This is a genomic window from Bacillus sp. DWP3-1, from assembly GCF_049896565.1.
GTDB lineage: Bacteria > Bacillota > Bacilli > Bacillales > Bacillaceae > Bacillus.
Genome location: NZ_JAFCUN010000001.1, coordinates 498,819 through 517,794, shown reverse-complemented (window position 1 = coordinate 517,794; position 18,976 = coordinate 498,819). Strand labels below are relative to the sequence as shown.

15 protein-coding genes and 4 pseudogenes are annotated in these 18,976 nt (G+C 38.1%); 11 read left to right on the top strand and 8 right to left on the bottom strand.

Going from position 1 to position 18,976, the window contains the following annotated elements:
• Positions 1 to 7 precede the first annotated feature (7 nt).
• The 3 genes and pseudogenes from ACP7A0_RS02635 to ACP7A0_RS02625 all read left to right on the top strand — a co-directional run.
• The gene (locus tag ACP7A0_RS02635; protein ID WP_426004147.1) at positions 8 to 1,306 is read left to right on the top strand and encodes an arsenic transporter; all 1,299 of its coding nucleotides are present in this window, start codon (positions 8 to 10) and stop codon (positions 1,304 to 1,306) included.
• Between the two features lie 14 nt (positions 1,307 to 1,320).
• Positions 1,321 to 1,740 carry an arsenate reductase (thioredoxin) gene (arsC, locus tag ACP7A0_RS02630; RefSeq protein WP_426004145.1) on the top strand — a complete coding sequence of 140 codons (420 nt, stop codon included), beginning with the start codon at positions 1,321 to 1,323 and terminating at the stop codon, positions 1,738 to 1,740.
• A gap of 24 nt (positions 1,741 to 1,764) precedes the next feature.
• A pseudogene (locus ACP7A0_RS02625) lies at positions 1,765 to 1,890 on the top strand (chromate transporter); the annotation flags it as partial.
• A gap of 212 nt (positions 1,891 to 2,102) precedes the next feature.
• On the opposite strand, the pseudogene ACP7A0_RS02620 reads toward ACP7A0_RS02625, so the two are convergent.
• A pseudogene (locus tag ACP7A0_RS02620) lies at positions 2,103 to 2,324 on the bottom strand (helix-turn-helix domain-containing protein); the annotation flags it as partial.
• Between the two features lie 72 nt (positions 2,325 to 2,396).
• Here ACP7A0_RS02620 and ACP7A0_RS02615 point away from each other — a divergent pair.
• On the top strand, positions 2,397 to 2,819 hold the full coding sequence (locus ACP7A0_RS02615; protein ID WP_278022899.1) for an STAS domain-containing protein: 423 nt from the start codon (positions 2,397 to 2,399) through the stop codon (positions 2,817 to 2,819).
• Entirely contained in the window at positions 2,797 to 3,255 is a 459-nt protein-coding gene (locus ACP7A0_RS02610; RefSeq protein ID WP_426004143.1) for a universal stress protein, read from the top strand. Before ACP7A0_RS02615 ends, ACP7A0_RS02610 begins: the two co-directional genes overlap by 23 nt.
• 721 nt (positions 3,256 to 3,976) lie before the next feature.
• On the opposite strand, the gene ACP7A0_RS02605 is transcribed toward ACP7A0_RS02610, so the two are convergent.
• Positions 3,977 to 5,143, bottom strand: a complete 1,167-nt coding sequence (locus ACP7A0_RS02605; protein WP_375567593.1) for an MFS transporter — start codon at positions 5,141 to 5,143, stop codon at positions 3,977 to 3,979.
• A 1,046-nt stretch (positions 5,144 to 6,189) separates the two neighbouring features.
• Positions 6,190 to 7,407, bottom strand: a complete 1,218-nt coding sequence (locus tag ACP7A0_RS02600) for a CynX/NimT family MFS transporter (RefSeq protein WP_278022902.1) — start codon at positions 7,405 to 7,407, stop codon at positions 6,190 to 6,192.
• Positions 7,408 to 7,549: 142 nt separating this feature from the next.
• Between ACP7A0_RS02600 and ACP7A0_RS02595 the strand changes: the two genes are divergently transcribed.
• The 3 genes and pseudogenes from ACP7A0_RS02595 to ACP7A0_RS02585 all read left to right on the top strand — a co-directional run.
• The gene (locus ACP7A0_RS02595; protein WP_278022903.1) at positions 7,550 to 8,107 is read left to right on the top strand and encodes a helix-turn-helix domain-containing protein; all 558 of its coding nucleotides are present in this window, start codon (positions 7,550 to 7,552) and stop codon (positions 8,105 to 8,107) included.
• 497 nt (positions 8,108 to 8,604) lie between these two features.
• A complete protein-coding gene (locus ACP7A0_RS02590; RefSeq protein ID WP_426004481.1) occupies positions 8,605 to 9,186 on the top strand; it encodes a GNAT family N-acetyltransferase in 582 nt (193 codons plus the stop codon).
• A 184-nt stretch (positions 9,187 to 9,370) separates the two neighbouring features.
• Positions 9,371 to 9,706 (top strand): annotated as a pseudogene (locus tag ACP7A0_RS02585) (transposase); the annotation flags it as partial.
• 35 nt (positions 9,707 to 9,741) lie between these two features.
• On the opposite strand, the gene ACP7A0_RS02580 reads toward ACP7A0_RS02585, so the two are convergent.
• The 3 genes and pseudogenes from ACP7A0_RS02580 to ACP7A0_RS02570 all read right to left on the bottom strand — a co-directional run bounded on the left by ACP7A0_RS02580 (position 9,742) and on the right by ACP7A0_RS02570 (position 12,198).
• Complete coding sequence (locus tag ACP7A0_RS02580) at positions 9,742 to 10,596, bottom strand: LysR family transcriptional regulator (protein ID WP_426004140.1); 855 nt, start codon at positions 10,594 to 10,596, stop codon at positions 9,742 to 9,744.
• A 230-nt stretch (positions 10,597 to 10,826) separates the two neighbouring features.
• A pseudogene (locus ACP7A0_RS02575) lies at positions 10,827 to 11,105 on the bottom strand (maltose acetyltransferase domain-containing protein); the annotation flags it as partial.
• Between the two features lie 16 nt (positions 11,106 to 11,121).
• Positions 11,122 to 12,198 carry an isocitrate/isopropylmalate dehydrogenase family protein gene (locus ACP7A0_RS02570; RefSeq protein WP_426004138.1) on the bottom strand — a complete coding sequence of 359 codons (1,077 nt, stop codon included), beginning with the start codon at positions 12,196 to 12,198 and terminating at the stop codon, positions 11,122 to 11,124.
• A 177-nt stretch (positions 12,199 to 12,375) separates the two neighbouring features.
• On the opposite strand from ACP7A0_RS02570, the gene ACP7A0_RS02565 reads away from it, so the two are divergent.
• The 3 genes from ACP7A0_RS02565 (at position 12,376) to ACP7A0_RS02555 (ending at position 14,247) form a co-directional block, all read left to right on the top strand.
• Positions 12,376 to 13,548, top strand: a complete 1,173-nt coding sequence (locus ACP7A0_RS02565) for an MFS transporter (protein ID WP_426004136.1) — start codon at positions 12,376 to 12,378, stop codon at positions 13,546 to 13,548.
• Between the two features lie 194 nt (positions 13,549 to 13,742).
• Positions 13,743 to 14,078: a hypothetical protein gene (locus ACP7A0_RS02560; protein WP_034660789.1), complete on the top strand. Its 336-nt coding sequence runs from the start codon at positions 13,743 to 13,745 to the stop codon at positions 14,076 to 14,078.
• A gap of 43 nt (positions 14,079 to 14,121) precedes the next feature.
• Positions 14,122 to 14,247, top strand: coding sequence for a hypothetical protein (locus ACP7A0_RS02555; protein WP_008343787.1), 126 nt, complete (start codon positions 14,122 to 14,124; stop codon positions 14,245 to 14,247).
• Between the two features lie 53 nt (positions 14,248 to 14,300).
• Here the strand turns inward: ACP7A0_RS02555 and parC are convergent, their stop codons facing one another.
• A complete protein-coding gene (gene parC, locus ACP7A0_RS02550; protein ID WP_060596430.1) occupies positions 14,301 to 16,739 on the bottom strand; it encodes a DNA topoisomerase IV subunit A in 2,439 nt (812 codons plus the stop codon).
• A 2-nt stretch (positions 16,740 to 16,741) separates the two neighbouring features.
• Positions 16,742 to 18,709 (bottom strand): DNA topoisomerase IV subunit B, encoded by a 1,968-nt coding sequence (gene parE, locus ACP7A0_RS02545; RefSeq protein WP_060596429.1) that lies wholly within the window; start codon positions 18,707 to 18,709, stop codon positions 16,742 to 16,744.
• Positions 18,710 to 18,976 lie beyond the last annotated feature (267 nt).

Here is an 18,976-nt window from a genome sequence, read left to right as displayed (position 1 = left end):
GATGGGTTTGAGTTTTGCCGTTTTATCATTACTCATATTTTTGTTAACTTTGGTATTGGTTATTTGGCAGCCAAAAAATTTATCCATAGGGTGGTCCGCATGTGGAGGGGCCATTTTAGCATTAATCGTAGGTGTTGTGAATGTTGATGATGTGATCACCGTGACAGGCATCGTATGGAATGCGACTTTAGCTTTTGTTGCCATTATCGTCATCTCACTCATACTTGATCGAATCGGCTTTTTTGAATGGGCAGCATTGCATATGGCAAAGGCTGCAAAAGGCAGTGGGCTGCGTATGTTTGTGTATGTGACCATCCTTGGTGCAATCGTCGCTGCTTTATTTGCAAACGATGGTGCAGCACTTATTTTGACACCCATTGTTTTAGCAATGGTCAGAGCATTACACTTCAATGAAAAAATTGTATTCCCTTTTATTATCGCGAGTGGGTTTATTGCAGATACAACTTCGCTTCCCCTTGTCGTTAGTAATTTGGTGAACATTGTAACAGCCGACTATTTCAACATTACGTTTATTGAATATGCATCCAGAATGGTTGTTCCAAACCTTTTTTCATTGCTAGCGAGTATCACTGTACTGTACCTTTTCTTTAGAAAGAGTATACCTAAACGCTATGATATGACTGAGTTAAAGCATCCTAGTGAAGCAATAGAAGATCCAAAGATGTTTAGATTATCTTGGTATATATTAGCTTTTTTGTTGATTGGTTATTTTGCAAGCGAATTTTTATCTATACCTGTATCGGTCATAGCTGGTGTGATTGCCATTTTATTCTTGGTCATTGCACAAAAAAGCCCTGCTGTTCAAACAAAAAGCGTTCTAAAAGAAGCACCATGGGCGATCGTTTTCTTTTCCATAGGTATGTACGTTGTTGTCTATGGCATGCGAAATGCAGGGCTCACTGATGCTCTTTCAAGCGTGATCCAAGCTGTAGCAGATCAAGGTTTATTGGCAGGGACTCTTGGTATGGGATTTATCGCAGCAATTCTTTCATCTGTCATGAATAATATGCCGACGGTCATGATCGATGCATTAGCCATATCCGGTACCGATACACAAGGAATGATGAGAGAAGCGTTAATTTACGCAAATGTCATTGGTTCAGATTTAGGACCAAAAATTACGCCCATTGGCTCCTTAGCAACACTACTGTGGCTCCACGTCCTTTCTCAAAAAGGTGTGAAGATTTCCTGGGGGACATATTTCAAAATAGGAGTCATTTTAACTGTACCAACACTATTCATCACACTTTTAGCTTTGTATTTCTGGCTATTGATTATACATTAAAGGAGACGATCAACATGTCAAAGAAAACAATTTACTTTTTATGTACCGGTAATTCTTGCCGCAGTCAAATGGCTGAAGGTTGGGCTAAAAAACATCTTGGAGATGAGTGGAAGGTCTATAGCGCTGGTATTGAAGCTCATGGATTAAACCCGAATGCTGTAAAAGCAATGAAAGAAATAGGGATTGATATATCTAATCAAACGTCTGATCTGATTGATCAGAAGATATTGCATCACGCTGACTTAGTTGTGACACTATGCGGTGATGCAGCCGATAAATGTCCGGTAACACCTTCACATGTCAAACGGGTTCATTGGGGATTTGATGATCCAGCAAAAGCAGAAGGAACAGAAGAAGAGAAATGGGTATCTTTCCAAAGAGTACGTGATGAAATTGGAGAACGTTTGAAGCAGTTTGCTGAGACTGGAAAGTAACGTGAAAAAACCTTCGAAATATTAATGGTGTCAACAAAACTTGGGCTCACCTCATTTGGTGACCCAATTGCTCATTTAGGATATTTCCACGAAGAGTATGTACGCAGAAGAAAAAGTTGCGCAGATTTGGTGGCCTTATGTCAATTCATCAGCTTTTGGTGATCGATTGAAACACTTTAGTGAAAGGGGAAGTACACTAGGACAGCTCTAGATAAGAAAAAATGCGCTCCTTTATATATATGTCGATAATAGGTTCTGAAATCCTGCCTAAAAGTTTAAATAAGTCCATGCAAATAGAATTTAATTTGAAGAGGGGGGAGGGTTCAGATCAACGAACCCTTTTTCATTTGGTAAGAGTAAGATCACCCTTCATCCTCTAAATATCTGTATAGAGTTGTTTTACTTATACCCGTCTCAAGTGTAATTTGAGCGATGCTATATTTTTTGCTTTGATACATATCTAATGCTCGTCTGACATTAGCATCAGGCTTTCTAGGCCGACCTGTATTTTTTCCCTTTAGTTTAGCTTCATAAATACCTGCTTTAGTACTCTCGCTTAAAACATCATATTGAAAATCTCCAACACTCTTCATAAGCTTAAAAAACACTTTACCTTACGAACAATTACTAAAGTTCCTTTAACTGACTCTATTGTAATGGTTGTAACGGTAGTCACTGTTGTAGCAACTCACTATTTGTCTAAAGGCGTTTTTGCGGTAATCATTTTAAGTGCTATCTTTTTTGTAGCCAAAATATCAAAGGTTCATGTAAAAATTTCTTCAAACTCTTCAAATCAAGAAACAGTATACGATATTAAAGGTCAACTATTCTTTGCATCAGTACAGGACTTTGTTAAATCATTTTCTTTCAGTGATCAACAAAAAGAAAAAGTCACATTAAACTTTGCTGAAGCCCATATATGGGATGATTCAGCTGTAGCAGCGATCGATAAAGTTGTATTGAAATTGAAAGAAAATAATAAAGACGTCCTTCTAACAGGATTAAACGACGCCAGCAAAAAATTAATAAAGAAATTAGCCACTTATGATCAGCCAAATGCAAAAGCATCAGGTCATTAATGAGGGGGATGGAAGATGTATAAAAAAAAAACTATTGGCTGTGGATGGTTCAGTCCATTTTGAAAGATCAACTGACCATGCGATTCAATTAGGAAAATTAACTACAGATGCAGAAGTAGAACTCATCTATGTTTTGGATTATTCAAAATCTAAAAGCGAAGTGTTGCATAGTGGAAGTGCAGAGGCACTAGAGCAAGCTAGGAGACTGAAGCTGAAAAAAATAGAAGAAAAATTTCAAACTGAAGAATTTCCCTATAAACTAACAATGAGACATGGTGAACCCGGGCCTACAATTGTTTCTTACACCAATGACAATCATTTTGATCTAGTCATTATAGGCAGCAGAGGATTAAATTCATTTCAAGAGATGGTTCTAGGAAGTGTCAGTCATAAAGTAGCCAAAAGAGTGGACTGCCCAGTTTTAATTGTGAAATAAGTGTGGGGCTGAAAGCAGGATTCAATTGCTAAAAAAAGAAATAAGCAGATATATCACTTCAAATGATAGACTTCTACTCATTTATTAAATTTAAGTGAGTAGAGTCTATTTTTTCAGCTTATTGTCGAACGTGTCCATTAGGGCTTTGATGATCCAACAATATAAAAAGGGGATTCAGAATGGATTCTTATTCATGTCCCTGCACAAATAATTCACTTTAATTTAAAAACTTTTATGACTGATTTAATTTGTTGGATATAGCAGTTGGAGTTGGATAAGAGGGACTGTACAACAATGGATCCACATTTACCTTCCGAATGGATCTACATTACAATCAAAAATTGTACTTGAACTATACTGTTAGATTTGGCTAAAGCTTTAGCCAAAAAATCCCCGCGACTATTTAAGATAAACACAAATTATTATCCTTAAAAAAACAAGCACTTGAATCATTATTCAAGCGAATGAAGTAAATGTAGATCAATTAGAAGTGTTTGTTTACGTGGGTTTATTGTAAGAATAGATCCACTTTTAGTTCCGTTTATCGGAAGGTAAATCAAGATCCACTGTAGGCAAACATCACGAATATGGATTCATAATATGCAGTTGAAAACTTACAGAGTTGGCTTATATATATAAAGTCAATTTTTCCCCGCGAATCATAAAAATTTAAAAGATGGACCTAGATATTTCATTAATAAGTTCTACCTCGTGAGGTCTTTTATCTACTAATAAAAGTTGTTTTTTCCTTTAACAACTTTCTTTTTTTGGTGCTAATTATACAACTTAAAAGAGCAGCAATACTACAAGCATATGGAAGAGTAGAATATCCCCAATTCGATATAACGTAACCCCCAAGCATTGATCCAAGGGTAATACCAACATAGAGTGCGGTATTGTTCCATGCCATTACAATTCCTCGTTCCAAAGGATACTCAATAGCTAATCGAGCTTGATAAGATGTGAATCCTGCATATCCAACTAAAGCCCATATAAACATAAAGAAATACAACCAATCACCGGATGAGAAAAATACGCCTAGGCAAAGGAGTATCAGGGTCAATACAATCAATGTATTTATAGAAATTTTTCTTTCCCCAAACTTATCAGTTAATTGTCCACTTGAAAGGCTCCCTAAAACCGCCCCAATACCGTAAAAGGTAACGGCTAATGCAATTTCTGCCGATGAAAACCCATTATTAAAATGTAGGGCTGTACCTAAATAAACATACAAGGTGTACATTGAAATGGCCCACATGGCAGTAACGCTTACGGAACCAAGTATTCTTATTAAATTTCCTTTTAATAAATTTGTTGTTGATTCATTACTAGGAACAAACTTCCATGCTTTAAAATTTACAAACATCAATATTACTCCTAGTATGGCCATTACAATAAATACGGAACGCCAACCGAGAAAATGTTCCAATAATGTACCGAGTGGTGTTCCAGCCCAAAGGGCTGTTAAGTGACCAGAAACAACGATTGAAAGCCATGTTCCCCTTCGACCTGGTGGTGCGATATCTCCGATGATAGCGTATATTAAAGGGGTAATTGAAGCTACTGAGAATCCAGCTAAAATACGGCTAACAATTAGCCACAAGAAGGATGGGGCACAGGCAGTTAGGATATTAGAAGCAGCAAACAGTAATAAACCCAATGTAATCAAAGATCTTCTGCCCTTTTTATCCGAGAGCCACCCAAAGAATGGAGCTGAAAAAGCATACGTAATCGCAAAGACCGTTACCATCCAGCCAGCCGTGGCTGAACTAATTTTATATGCTTGTGAAATAAATGGTAATAAAGGAGATACAACAAATAAGTCAGTCCCCATTAAGAATAAAGTAATCCATCCGACACTTAAACTTAATCTTCCTTGTCCCTTCATCACATTCCCCCTATAATGTCATATTTCATGTATATTCTCTAAGTGTATCCTCTATACAAATTTAGTTAACATAACCATGAGAATCACCAAAAGAGAAGAATCCATATATACAAAGGGTTCTAGATATATCAAAATTTATCGTTTATGCACGATATCAAGAATAACATTAAGAAATGTGGATTTTAGCAACTTCAAACTAAAAAAAGGCGAATTCCCTATACATTTTCAAAGGGAATTCACCTTTTTTCTTTGACTGCTACAAGTAAAGACATCCATAAGTGATCCTCTCTTTTTGCATACCAAACGTCCAAATGATGGCCTTAGACTATCGTACGCAGTAAACTGCCAATTCCCTCCCGCATTAATATTAATTAAAATAGGTGTGAAAAGAACATTTTCTCCTGTAGATAAATATTCAACAAAGTCCTTACATCTTTTGGAACTGACAGGTCGTTGATATCCTTTGCCGGATGGATCATTAAATGGTTTTACAAAAACCATAGTTATCTGTTAAGAGGGTAGCCACCTCTCTAGACTTAAAGAGAGGTGATTACATGTTAACTTACTCTCTACTCGTTCCCTATCGGAGGTAGAACTTATAAATGAAATATCTAGGCCCATCTTTAATTTTTATGATTCGCAGGGAAAAATTGACTTTATATATATAAGCCAACTCTGTAAGTTGTCAACTGCATATTATGAATCCATATTCGTGATGTTTGCCTACAATGGATCTTGATTTACCTTCCGATAAACGGAACTAAAAGTAGATCTATTCTTACAATAAACCCACGTAAACAAATACTTCTAATTGATCTACATTTACTTCATTGAACAAAACACTTGTCTATTAATTGCTTCAAAATCTTAGCTTTTGAAGCAATTAATAAGAGGCCTAGCCTAGAAGTGAATTTTGTTTGAAACACCTCAAAAGTCCATATTTTAAGATTAATAAGAAGAATCCATTTTGAAGAAAAGACTAATCAAAATGGACTCTTTTTCAGCAACTTTAAAATTAGTTTTTATAAAAAAGGATAATTAAAACATTACATATTTGATGTTTTTACCTCATTTAAATGAAGGTTAGATATTTTTTTTGTTCTGACTTTTAACGTTAATAACATAAGTGTAGCTAAAATAAATAGTAATGCAAAAAATGCAATGTTATATGTGTTTGTTATATCTTTTACAGCTCCCACAAACATAGGAGTGACTCCACTTATAATGTAACCACCAAATTGAATCATTGCAGTCCATTGACTTGCATCTCTTGGCGTAGAGGTAGCGTCTAAAGGCAGAATCATGGCTAATGGAAATAATCCTCCAGCACCAATTCCTATTAGAATCGCACTAGTAATAGGCGAGATATTTCCGGTTATTAACATGATGATACCAACAAAGGAAAATAAAGCACATAGGATAATCCAAGGTTTTCTATTCAAACTATTATTAATTAAAATAGGGATAATAAAGCTGAAAATCATCTGTGTGATTGAAAAAACAGTAGCTACTGTTGCTGCATATGTGGCACTAAAACCCATTTCTTGTACTTTTGGAGCTAACCATGTTGCAAGAGAGTAATACACACCAGATTGAAGTCCAAAAATGATCATAAGAAGCCAAACATACCGATTGCTCCAAGGCAACTGATTTTTTGTATTGATTGATTTTCCTTCTTTTTTCCCTTTTACACTAGACTTTTTGATAATTGGAATCCATACCCCTATACCTATTACAGCAAATAAGGCCCAAATAGATAAAGCAGCGTTCCAAGAATTATGAAAAAAGTACATAGCTGGTACAACCAATCCAGCGCTTAAAGAAGCTCCAATCCCCATTCCAGCTGAATATACGCCAATCATAGAAGATGAATATTTAGGAAAATGTTCTTTAATAAATCCAGAAATAAGTGGTCCTGCAATCGCAATACCAATTCCAGCTAATACTGCAGTCATTAACAAAAAGAAAGAAAAGGTCGAAAAGAAGCGCAATGCTGTTGACACACCTATTAACAATACCGATAATGCAATCGTCAATTCTATCCCCCATCGATTACTAAGCTTTCCAGCGACAGGAGCAAAAATACCCATACAAAAAACAGGAATAGCAGTCAGAAGACTAACCACGATACTAGACATCTGTAAGTCTATCTGAATATTTTTTAAAACCGGGGAAATTGATGTGATAGAAGCACGTAAGTTCATGGAGATAATAAACAAAGCAAAAATACTCCATATCATATAAATTTTTTTTGACTCTTTCATAAAAAAACACCTCTCATTGTAAATACTGAAAAACCTATGGTATACTATAATAAATTTTTTGCGCAAAAAGTTAACTATAATTAACACCTTTTTATACTATAGTATACTATCTTGGCGAAATCAATATGAAAGGAGTGAAAAAATGAAAGAGGAAAATATTAATTTATCTAGTCAGGTAGGAATTAATCTAAGAGAAATTCGCAGAGATAAAAACATTAGTCTTGAAGAGTTAGCGAATATAAGTGATGTTAGTAAATTAACGTTGGGGAAAATTGAAAGAGGGGAAGCCAATCCCACACTTAATATCCTTTGGAAAATATGTAGAGGATTAAACATCCCTCTAACATATTTATTAACTTTTGATGAAAACATAGAAGTTTACCGTTTTAAAGACAGTCACTATTTGATTGAGCAAAATAATAATTGGGTTGTTAATCCATTATTTAAAGCACATGGAACGACTGAATGGTACCGAGCACGCATCGCACCTTACAGCCGATACAGCGAGTTTCATTTAGCAGGTTCTGAAGAAATGGTCATGGTATTAAACGGTCAATTGGAGATGCAAGTAGGAGATAAGATACATCAGTTAAATCAGGGGGATGTTATTAAATTTAATGGAGAAGAGCTTCATACATATATAAACTATTCTCATGAGTCAGTATATTTAATGATTTCCTTAACCTATAAAAATCCATGAATAAAGGGGTCAGTCTCGCTGAGCATCTCTCATTGGAGATAAAAAAGCTAAGGACTCTTATACTTCCTTAGCTTTTTTATTATATAGAATTCAATGATAGCTATACCTAACAAAACGCCAGCGGTATGTCGCCACACCCAATAAAAGATTTAAACTGCTTGTAGATGGGATTGGCTAATAAGTCAAGCAAAGGAAAATAATTTCATTTAGATTCTGGTGTTCATAGGCATGATGCACATAGATTCTACCTTAAAGTTGGATTAGATATTACTTGTCACCATTTTCAAATGTCTCTTTAACAAATGGATGGTCAGCATCGATTAGGTGGAATTAAGTTATATTTAGAAAAAACAAATGCATTTATTAATGTGCCATTTTTAGCTTTTCATTATTTGGAAGATGAAGAAGAGATCAGTTTATTTGATACTATCAACACTAAAGCTAAAGGTATAGGGTCTTCTTTAAGCCGATATCTAAAAAAGGAGAGAAGAAGAATTATGGAGATAACGCCTGTAGTATTAATAGGAGATAGAGTAAAGATAGAACCTATGGAAGATTATCACGTACAGGAATTATTTGATGCGGGAAACAATTCAGATATATGGGCACACATGCCAATGAGGGTTCAATCGATTGAAGATATGAAGTCCCTTGTGAATGGAGCACTTCAAGCGAGAGAGCAAGGAAGCGAATTTCCTTTTGTTATCTTCGATAAGAATTCGGGGAAAATTGTGGGAAGCACTCGTTTTCTTAATATATCCATACCAAATCGTAACTTGGAAATTGGTTGGACATGGCTGTCTCCAACTGTTTGGCGAACTAGAATAAATACAGAATGTAAGTATCTTCTTTTGAAACACTGCTTTGAAACACTTGGGACAATTCGTGTTCAGTTGAAAACAGATAGCAGAAATGTGCGGTCTCAGCAGGCAATTGAACGGTTGGGTTTGGTAAAAGAAGGGGTGCTTCGGAATCATATGGTTATGCCTAACGGTTATTTAAGAGACTCTGTGTATTATAGTGTAATCGACCAAGAATGGGTGCTAGTGAAGGACAAATTGGAGAGTATGCTACAATAATCTCGTATTTTCGAAGTGTTGCTTATAAAACTAAAGGGTGCTTTGACTTAACAAAGGAGGTAGCTGCGGCACCTCCTTTTCTTATTGAACAAACGGAGCAACTAACTTTACTTGAACAATTATGACCCTAAAAAATATACATATAATAATAAAGGGTAATAACACAATTCTGTGGGGAATGAACATGTTATCGAAACGTGAAGAAGAAAGACGAAACCAATTAGAAGTAGTGGCTTTAGATGAATTAGTGCCTGAAGATCATCTTGTACGGAAAATAGATCAAGCGATCGATTTTGACTTCGTTTATAATCTTGTTAAAGATCATTATAGTTTCAAAAATGGTAGACCAAGTGTGGACCCCGTTGTTCTCATTAAAATGGTTTTGATCCAATATCTATTTGGCATTCGCTCCATGCGTCAAACCATTAAAGAAATTGAAACCAATGTTGCTTATCGTTGGTTTATTGGGTATGGGTTTTCCGAGAAAATTCCGCACTTTTCTACCTTCGGTAAAAACTACGGTCTGAAAGGCGCTTTATAAAGCACCTTCTATACTTATTCCCAAGTTTTTGCATGTTTCTGAACTAGTTCAATCATGCTAGTAATAGAGGGTGATAGCCATTTATCTTTGTGATATGTCAAGTAAGTCGATAGGGAATTTTGTTGGTTTGAAACTTTCTCTCCCTTAAATAGGCCATTTTTTAGTTCTTCTTTTACAGAAAAGAAGGGAACAAGAGATACCCCTAGTCCATTTTTAACACATTGTTTTATTGCTTCAATGCTTTGAAACTCTATACTATCTTTTATATAAAGTTCATTTGATATAATGTAATCATCGAAAACTGATTTATAACTACATCTTAAATCAGAATATAATGCAGTATTTAATGTGTCCCCTTTGCTGTGTGGACTAATGAAGACCATTATCTCCCGTACTAATTCTTCGATATACAACTCCTCCTGTGTCCAGTTCTTGTTTTCCAAAACCAAAGCTAAATCAATGTCACCACTTTGAAGGCTCTTGGTGACATCGTAATTTTCTAATGACTTAACGTAAAGACTCACTTTCGGATATTTCTGCTTAAATTCGAGGAGAATAAGAGGAATCCGGCAAATAGTTAAGGATTCTGATATTCCTATAGTTAGATCTCCTTGAGGTTCCTTATCAATAGTTAGTGATTGTTCGTATAGTTCAATTATTTGATTTGCATAAGGAAGATATTGCTCTCCGAAGTGAGTCAATATTATTCTCTTTCCTAATCGGTCGAAAAGGGGCCTGCCTAATTCTTTTTCTAATTCTTTAACATGTGTAGTTATAGAAGATTGCGCATAACCCAAATGTTCAGCCGCTTTATTAAAACCATTTTTGTTAACAATTGTCTTGAAAGTAATTAAATGTCGAAGTTCCAACTTAATAGCAAGCCTTTTAATACTTTTTGAGTAGCTCGAGTAATAGCAATTATGAATACAATCAAAACTTAAACTCGGGCTCTTTTAGTTTACATAATATATATTCTAGGAAGTTACAGCGCAAATGAATTTCTCTTGTCTCAAATCTAAGTATACTTATCTTATTGAGACAAAAAAGAAAAAATCAAAATCCCACGTTTATTCGCCAGATTTTGATTTATCAAGATATTTATGGTGACATCTGGATTAATAATGGCGCCACCGCCAATCCATACATAGTTCCAATGGTGACTGGTTTGCCGAATTCAATGCCTTTTGCACGTTCTATTAGGTCAAGCGGGTGTCCAGCCGATGCATCAAAATTTGCAAAAAAATGCTCGCCAACCTCTAATTCCTTTAAAATGGATGTTCTTTTTTCTGGCTGATTGGTTTGCTGGTATGCAAATGTCAATTTCTCGATCTGCGATCAGGGTTTGGTCACTAGAAACATAATGTTCTCCTTGGATCATTTTTTCCTTTTCACTTCTATTTATCCTGATTCATCATTTGAATGAATGCATCTGTGAATTGTGTCGTGGTTTCCCTTCCTCCTAAATCCTTCGTTTTTATGTTCATTTTCATCATCTCATCCAGAGTGCGTCTTATAAGAACAGCCGTCTTTTTCAGCCTGTCATCATGATATTTCACATATAACCAGTCAAAAAGCATGACTGTAGAAAGAATTAACCCCATGGGATTGGCGATATTTTGCCCAGCAATATCCGGTGCTGATCCATGTGCTGCCTGTGCCATCGCTTGGTTTTCGTTACAATTTAATGAAGGGGCGATCCCTAAACTTCCGACTAGTTCCCCTGTTAAATCCGATAAAATATCCCCAAACATATTCTCTGTCACAATGACATCAAAATCACCGGCACGTCTTACTAAGTGAGCTGCCATTGCATCGATATGTAGATCTTCTACTGTCACGTGCGGATATGCTTTTGCCACCTCTTGGCATGTTCGCAGAAATAAACCAGATCCTAATTTGATTACGTTTGCCTTGTGAACAATGGTCACCTTTCGCCTGCGCTCCATTGCACTTTGAAAAGCTGCATGAGCAATACGTGTAATCGCTTTTTTGGTAAACACACCTGTGGATATAGCGACCTCTGGCGTAATCATCCACTCTCCTACCCCATGATACATGTTCCGATCTGGATAAAAGCCTTCTGTGTTCTCTCGAAAAATCACGAGATCGACGTTTTGCACAAGGCCCTGTACCCCAGGTAATGATTGAGATGGACGAATGTTTGCAAATAAATCAAACGTATGACGGAGCTCTCCGCTTGGATTTCTCCTCTCTGTCAATATCTCTGGATATGAGGCAGAATCATGAGGACCTAAAATCCACCCATGGCACTTTTTTAATTCTTCTATAGTAGATGCTGGCACAGGATCTTGGTGAGAGTGGATGGCTTCAAAGCCAATTGGACATTCGACATATTCCACAAATGACTCCTGAAACTGTGATAGCGCTGCCTTTAAGATGCGCATATTTGCTTGTACAATTTCTGGCCCAATCCCGTCTCCTTTCAACACACCGATACGATATGACTTCATGCTTCCTCCCCCTTTATGTTTATTTTACCTTCTCGTCAGAAGAATTGGGAAGGCAAGATTTCTTTTGACTAGAATTGTTCATGTTCCTGCCTCAAGTTATTTACGAATCAGCCCATCTCATTTATAATCGAGTAGATTTGTTCAGTGACAGATACATCTTTAAATGTGAGGGATTAGATGGAATTAAAGTGGTATAAAGCGATAATAGTCATTTTCACGATGTCTGGAATTTCCATCTCTACATGGTTTTCACGGACACCGGAAGTCAGAGATTTATTACAAGCCAATACAGGAACGATGGGACTTATTTTACTTGGCTTATCCGTTGGTTCAATTGTCGGGCTTGTTCTTTCAAATGTATTTGTTCGAAAAAAAGGCGGCCGCGTGGCGATTGTGATCAGTGCTTTTTTGATGTTCCTTGGATTCACCACTCTTGCCATTGGTTCAACACTCTCTTCTATCTTTGTCGTCACTGCCGGTCTATTTCTTTTTGGAGCAGGCTCAGGTATGTGCAATGTGGCGATGAACCTAGAAGGGACAGAAATTGAATACAGTATCAAGAAAACCATTTTGCCTATATTGCACGCTTCCTTTAGCATTGGCACTTTAATTGGAGCAGGAGCTGGCATTCTTTTTATCCATCTAGGGGTCTCTGTGCTGAATCACCTACTTGTCATTGCCCTTCTTTTCTTTCTCAGCATCTTGATTTGCACACGGTTTATTCCGCACGGTACAGGAAAGGATCAGCATGAGAAGCAGTCAGATACAATAGATGATACTCGAACGCCATGGCTGAACAAACGAACAGTCTCTCTTGCGATGATCGCCTTATGTCTTGCGTTTGTCGAAGGGTCTGCCAATGATTGGATTCCACTTGCAATGGTGGATGGCTACCAGGTTTCACATTCCATGAGTACAGTCATCTATGCTTTATTTTTATGCGGGATGATTAGCGGCAGACTAATCAGCGGACGTTTGATCGATCGTTTCGGCAGGGTGTTATTGCTAAGAATTGCGATTTTATCAGCCGCCGCCGGACTATTTCTGGTCATTTTAAAGATTTCACTTGTTGTATGTATGATATCGATCTTTTTATGGGGACTTGGCGCTTCTTTAGGCTTCCCGCTAACCATTTCTGCAGCTGGTGATGATAGCCGGTACGCCGTGAAACGCGTCAGCATTGTGACCTTATCAGGTTATACAGCCTCTCTTTCTGGGCCGCCTATATTAGGGCTGCTTGCCAAACAAGTAGGATTGCTTCATGCCTTTATTTTTGTTTTATTCGCCATATGTATTGCAGGAATCTTTACAAAAGCTGTAGCAAAACCGCGTTCATTACAAGTTCACTAAAAGTGTCTGATCCTCGATCATGGCACTTTTTTTAAATTTAAAAAATAAAATTGAAACCTTTCATGAAGTGAAACAGTCCTATAAATGTCCTGATGTTTATCGCTTTTTTAAAGAGGGAAAGTAAAAAAATAAGACTTTTCAAATAACAGAAAACGTGATAAGATCATGAAAATAAACAGGAAGGGGTGAGAAAAATGAAAAAAAATATGCTGCTAAAATTAGCTGTCTTATTTATAGCACTCGCAAGTTTTCATTTGTTCTCAATGCCTCATTCCGTTCAGGTATACCATCATGCAAAGGTGGTTGCCGATCAAGAATCACATGAAATGAAAATCGCTCAGACAATGGGCGATGAAAAGAAACAAAAACATGTGAGCGCAGTATTTGCCGCATTTACAGTACTGCTGATGATTGGCAGTATGACAGCTGGATTTGCACGCATCACTCATACTGATCAATTTGACCGGAAAAAGAAGCATTTACTTGCAGTATTCTATCAATCTTCTTATTTCCGACTATCTCGTGTTTAACCCAACCATCTAAATCAAAACAAAAATTGGGAGGTTTTACACGATGTTATTTTTCTTAAGAGTATTCATTCTAGGTCTATTCTCTGTCACTTCACTTTCTCTTTTCGTCTACCAAGGAATTGAAGTAGTGCACGCCATTACAAGCATGTTTGGCAACCACGAGAGCTAAATGACCCGTATATAAAAGAAACCCCCTGTTTATCGCAGGGGGTTTTCGTTTGCTTATTTATTATCATCTGGCGCAGGTTGAGGTGTGACAAGGACATGTGTTACTTCTCCCTGCTCTTCCTCATCTACAATAAATGATCCATTGCTATAGCGGTCATTCGCTCTTAAAGTAGAGATATCAAGCGGAATCGTTGCACCCTTATCCGTATCAATCTCAAGTGTATCGTGCAGTGATGCAGCAATAACAGCCACAATACGGTGCGGGTTTTTCTTTAATTCTCTTAGCATCAGAACTCCGCGTTTGGCTCTAGATGTTTTATCAAATTCAGAGAGGTTCATTCGCTTCACAGCCCCTCTTTGAGTCGTCAGCACGAGGACATCGTTTTTCGGATCAATGATCTGGCCAGAGACTACTTCGTCCCCATCCTTCAAGTTGATTCCTTTGACACCAGCCGCTCTCGGACCAACAACACTTACTTCTTCTTCATCAAACCACAATCCATAGCCATTCTTCGTCGCAATAAACAATTCCTGCTGTCCTGTTGTCACATGAACATCCACGAGTTCATCGTCCCCTTTTAGGTTCAAGGCGACAAGCGGTTTCGAATAGCGCTGCGCTTTATATTGAAGAAGCTCTGTTTTCTTCACCATTCCACCTTTTGTAAAGAACAGAAGATACGACGTTTCATCAAATTCTTTAATTGGAATGGCTTTTTGAATTGATTCATCACGATCAATTGAAATGATATTCGTAATATGCTGCCCCATGTCTTTCCAGCGTATGTCTGGCAGCTGATGAACTGGACAATAAATATAGCTCCCTTTATTCGTGAACAATAGGAGGACATCCGTTGTATTCATTTCAAACTGATGAATCAGGCGGTCTGTATCCTTCATGCCAAAGTCCTTACCGTTAGATGCAGCATAGGAGCGCTGGCTTGTCCGTTTGATGTACCCATCCTTCGTCACCGTGACGTAAACATCCTCTGAGGCGATCATCACTTCAAGGTTAATCTTAATTTCTTCGATTTTTTCCTCAATGACAGATCGTCTCTCATCAGCATATGTCTTTTTGAGCTTTTTCAAACTGTTTGTAATGACCTTTAGCAGCTTTTTCTCGTTACCTAAAATGTCTTCAAGTTCTGTTATACGCACATCAAGCTCACTAGCTTCGTCTCTTAATTGCGTAATATCCGTATTCGTTAAACGATATAACTGGAGGGAAACAATCGCTTCTGATTGTGCTTCTGTAAAGTCATATTTCTCCATCAAGTTGTTTTTCGCATCTCGCTTATCATTAGAGGAGCGGATTGTGGCAATGACTTCATCTAAGATGGAAAGCGCCTTAATTAATCCGTCTACAATATGGTGGCGTTCCTTCGCTTTTCGAAGCTCATATGCTGAGCGGTTCGTCACCACTTCTTTTTGATGGGCAATATATGCATCAAGTATAGTTGTCAGCGTCATTAAGGTTGGTCTACGATTATGTATCGCCACCATATTAAAGTTATATGGAATTTGCAGATCTGAGTTTTTATATAAGAAATTCAAGACACCATTTGCATCTGCTTCTTTTTTCAGCTCTACCACGATTCGAAGCCCAGTTCGGTCAGTCTCATCTCGAACCTCTGAAATTCCTTCAACTTTTCTTTCAATTCGGAACTCGTCCATCTTTTTGACAAGATTGGCTTTATTCACTTCATAAGGAATTTCTGTGATCACGATTTGCTGGCGTCCGCCGCGGATGGTTTCAATTTCCGCTTTTCCGCGAATCATAATCTTTCCTTTTCCTGTTTCATAAGCCTTCTTAATGCCGTCGACCCCTTGAATGATACCGCCTGTTGGGAAATCTGGACCTTTGATGACTGTCATTAAATCCTCAACCGTACAATGCGGCTGTTCGATTCGTTTAATGACACCATCAATCACTTCTCCCAGATGATGCGGCGGGATATCGGTGGCATAACCTGCTGAAATCCCTGTTGATCCATTCACGAGAAGGTTTGGAAACATCGCTGGTAAAACAACTGGCTCCTTGCTTGTATCATCAAAGTTTGCGACAAATTCGACCGTTTCCTTGTCTAAGTCCTTTAATAGCTCTGAAGCAATGGCAGAAAGCCTTGCTTCCGTATAACGCATGGCAGCAGGCGGATCTCCATCGATACTCCCGTTATTCCCATGCATCTCAATGAGCACATTTCGTACTTTCCAATTCTGACTCATTCTCACCATCGCTTCATAAACAGATGAGTCACCGTGCGGATGATAGTTACCAATCACGTTACCGACTGTTTTCGCGGCTTTACGGAAGTTTTTATCTTGCGTGTTTCCTTCTGCGTACATCGCATATAAGATTCTTCGTTGTACAGGCTTTAGTCCATCTCGCGCATCTGGAAGCGCACGGTCTTGGATAATATATTTACTATAGCGACCAAACCGGTCTCCGATCACTTCTTCTAATGGTAAATCATGAAATCGTTCTTGTTGTGCCATGTTTAAACCTCCTCAGCTAGCGACAAGTTTTCATTTTCAAGAATGTTGCTTTCCTCATCAAGTCCAAAGGCGACATTCTTTTCAATCCATTTACGTCGTGGTTCTACTTTGTCACCCATCAATGTCGTGACGCGGCGTTCCACACGTGCAGCATCGTCGATTTTGACCCTGACAAGTGTTCTCGATTCTGGATTCATTGTCGTTTCCCATAGCTGGTCGGCGTTCATTTCACCTAAACCTTTATAGCGCTGAATCGTGTACCCTTTTCCAACTTTCTTCAGTACGTCATCCATTTCTTCATCAGACCATGCGTACTCAATGATTTCTTTTTTCCCTGAGCCCTTGCTGACTTTATATAAAGGCGGTAGTGCAATAAACACTTTGCCATGCTCAATCAGCGGCTTCATATAGCGGTAGAAGAACGTCAGTAGAAGCACTTGAATATGCGCTCCATCTGTATCAGCATCTGTCATGATCACGATTTTGTCATAATTGATGTCTTCTACATTAAAATCGACACCGACGCCTCCACCGATCGCATGAATAATGGTGTTGATTTCTTCATTTTTGAAAATATCAGCAAGCTTCGCTTTTTCTGTGTTGATGACCTTTCCACGAAGCGGCAGCACCGCTTGGAATTTACGGTCACGCCCTTGCTTTGCTGATCCGCCCGCTGAGTCGCCCTCTACTAGGTACAATTCGTTTCTTGCTGGGTTTCTAGATTGAGCAGGTGTTAATTTTCCGCTCAGTGTTGCTTCGGACTTTTTCCGTTTCTTGCCGCTCCTTGCTTCTTCACGTGCTCTTCTAGCAGCTTCTCTTGCCTGCTGCGCTTTAATCGCTTTTTTCACAAGAAGAGTGGCTGTTTCCCGGTTTTCTTCAAGGAAATAAGCCAGCTTTTCAGAAATAACAGCATCAACAGCCGAGCGAGCCTCACTTGTCCCAAGCTTTCCTTTTGTCTGGCCTTCAAATTGAAGCAGTTCTTCAGGAATTCTGACAGAAATAATGGCTGACAGTCCTTCGCGAATATCAGTGCCTTCTAAATTTTTGTCTTTTTCTTTTAAAAGGGCTACTTTGCGTGCATATTCATTAAAGGCTCTCGTCATCGCCGTTTTGGCACCAGACTCATGCGTACCGCCATCTTTCGTTCTGACGTTATTGACGAAAGAAAGAATATTCTCCGAGTAGCCGTCATTGAATTGAAAAGCAAAATCTACTTCGATGGATTGATGCTCTCCTTCAAATGAGACCACTTCACTCAGAACATCTTTTTCTTCATTTAAATAAGCAACGAAGGCTTCAATGCCCGTCTCATAATAAAAGGTTTCTTGTACATCATGTCGTTCATCAATCAGCTCTATTTTTAATCCTTTTAATAAAAAGGCAGATTCTCTTAAACGTTCTGATAAAGTATCGAAGTTATAGGTCGTGACACTGAACATAGTTGGATCAGGTTTAAAATGAATCAGTGTTCCTGTTTTTTTCGTTTTTCCGACTTTTTCAAGTGATGTGGCAGGCTTTCCGCCGTTTTCAAAGCGCTGATGATAAATAAAGCCGTCGCGTTCAATTGTGACAGTGAGCCATTCTGACAGCGCGTTTACTACAGATGCCCCAACTCCGTGAAGCCCACCACTTGTTTTATATCCGCCTTGACCAAATTTTCCGCCTGCGTGAAGGACCGTTAAAATGATCTCAGGTGTCGGTTTTCCAAGCTTATGCATACCAGTAGGCATCCCGCGTCCTTTATCTTGGACGGAAATGCTGTTATCTTTATGTATTTTGACAATGATATGATCTCCATGGCCAGCGAGCACTTCATCGACAGAGTTGTCTACAATCTCATAGACAAGGTGATGAAGACCGCGTGAATCCGTAGACCCAATATACATCCCTGGACGTTTACGGACCGCTTCAAGTCCCTCTAGCACCTGAATAGAATCATCGTTATAATCTACTTGCTGCTTTTTAACCAAATGCTTAATCCCCTTTCACTAACAAACATAACCGGCAAACCATCAAATGATCTCTCTAGATTTTAATGATGATCATGCTGCTCATTACTGTCCACTTTAATAAGCTGCATCATCACCATGCATGTGTGAATCAACAAAACATGCTCTTTTGCACGGCTATGAGAATGTTCTACATTCTGCAATCAGAACTAGAAGTCCATTATAAACAAGACTGTTTGATAAGCCAAATGCAATCATATGATGGTTTTCACAAAACAGAACAAACGT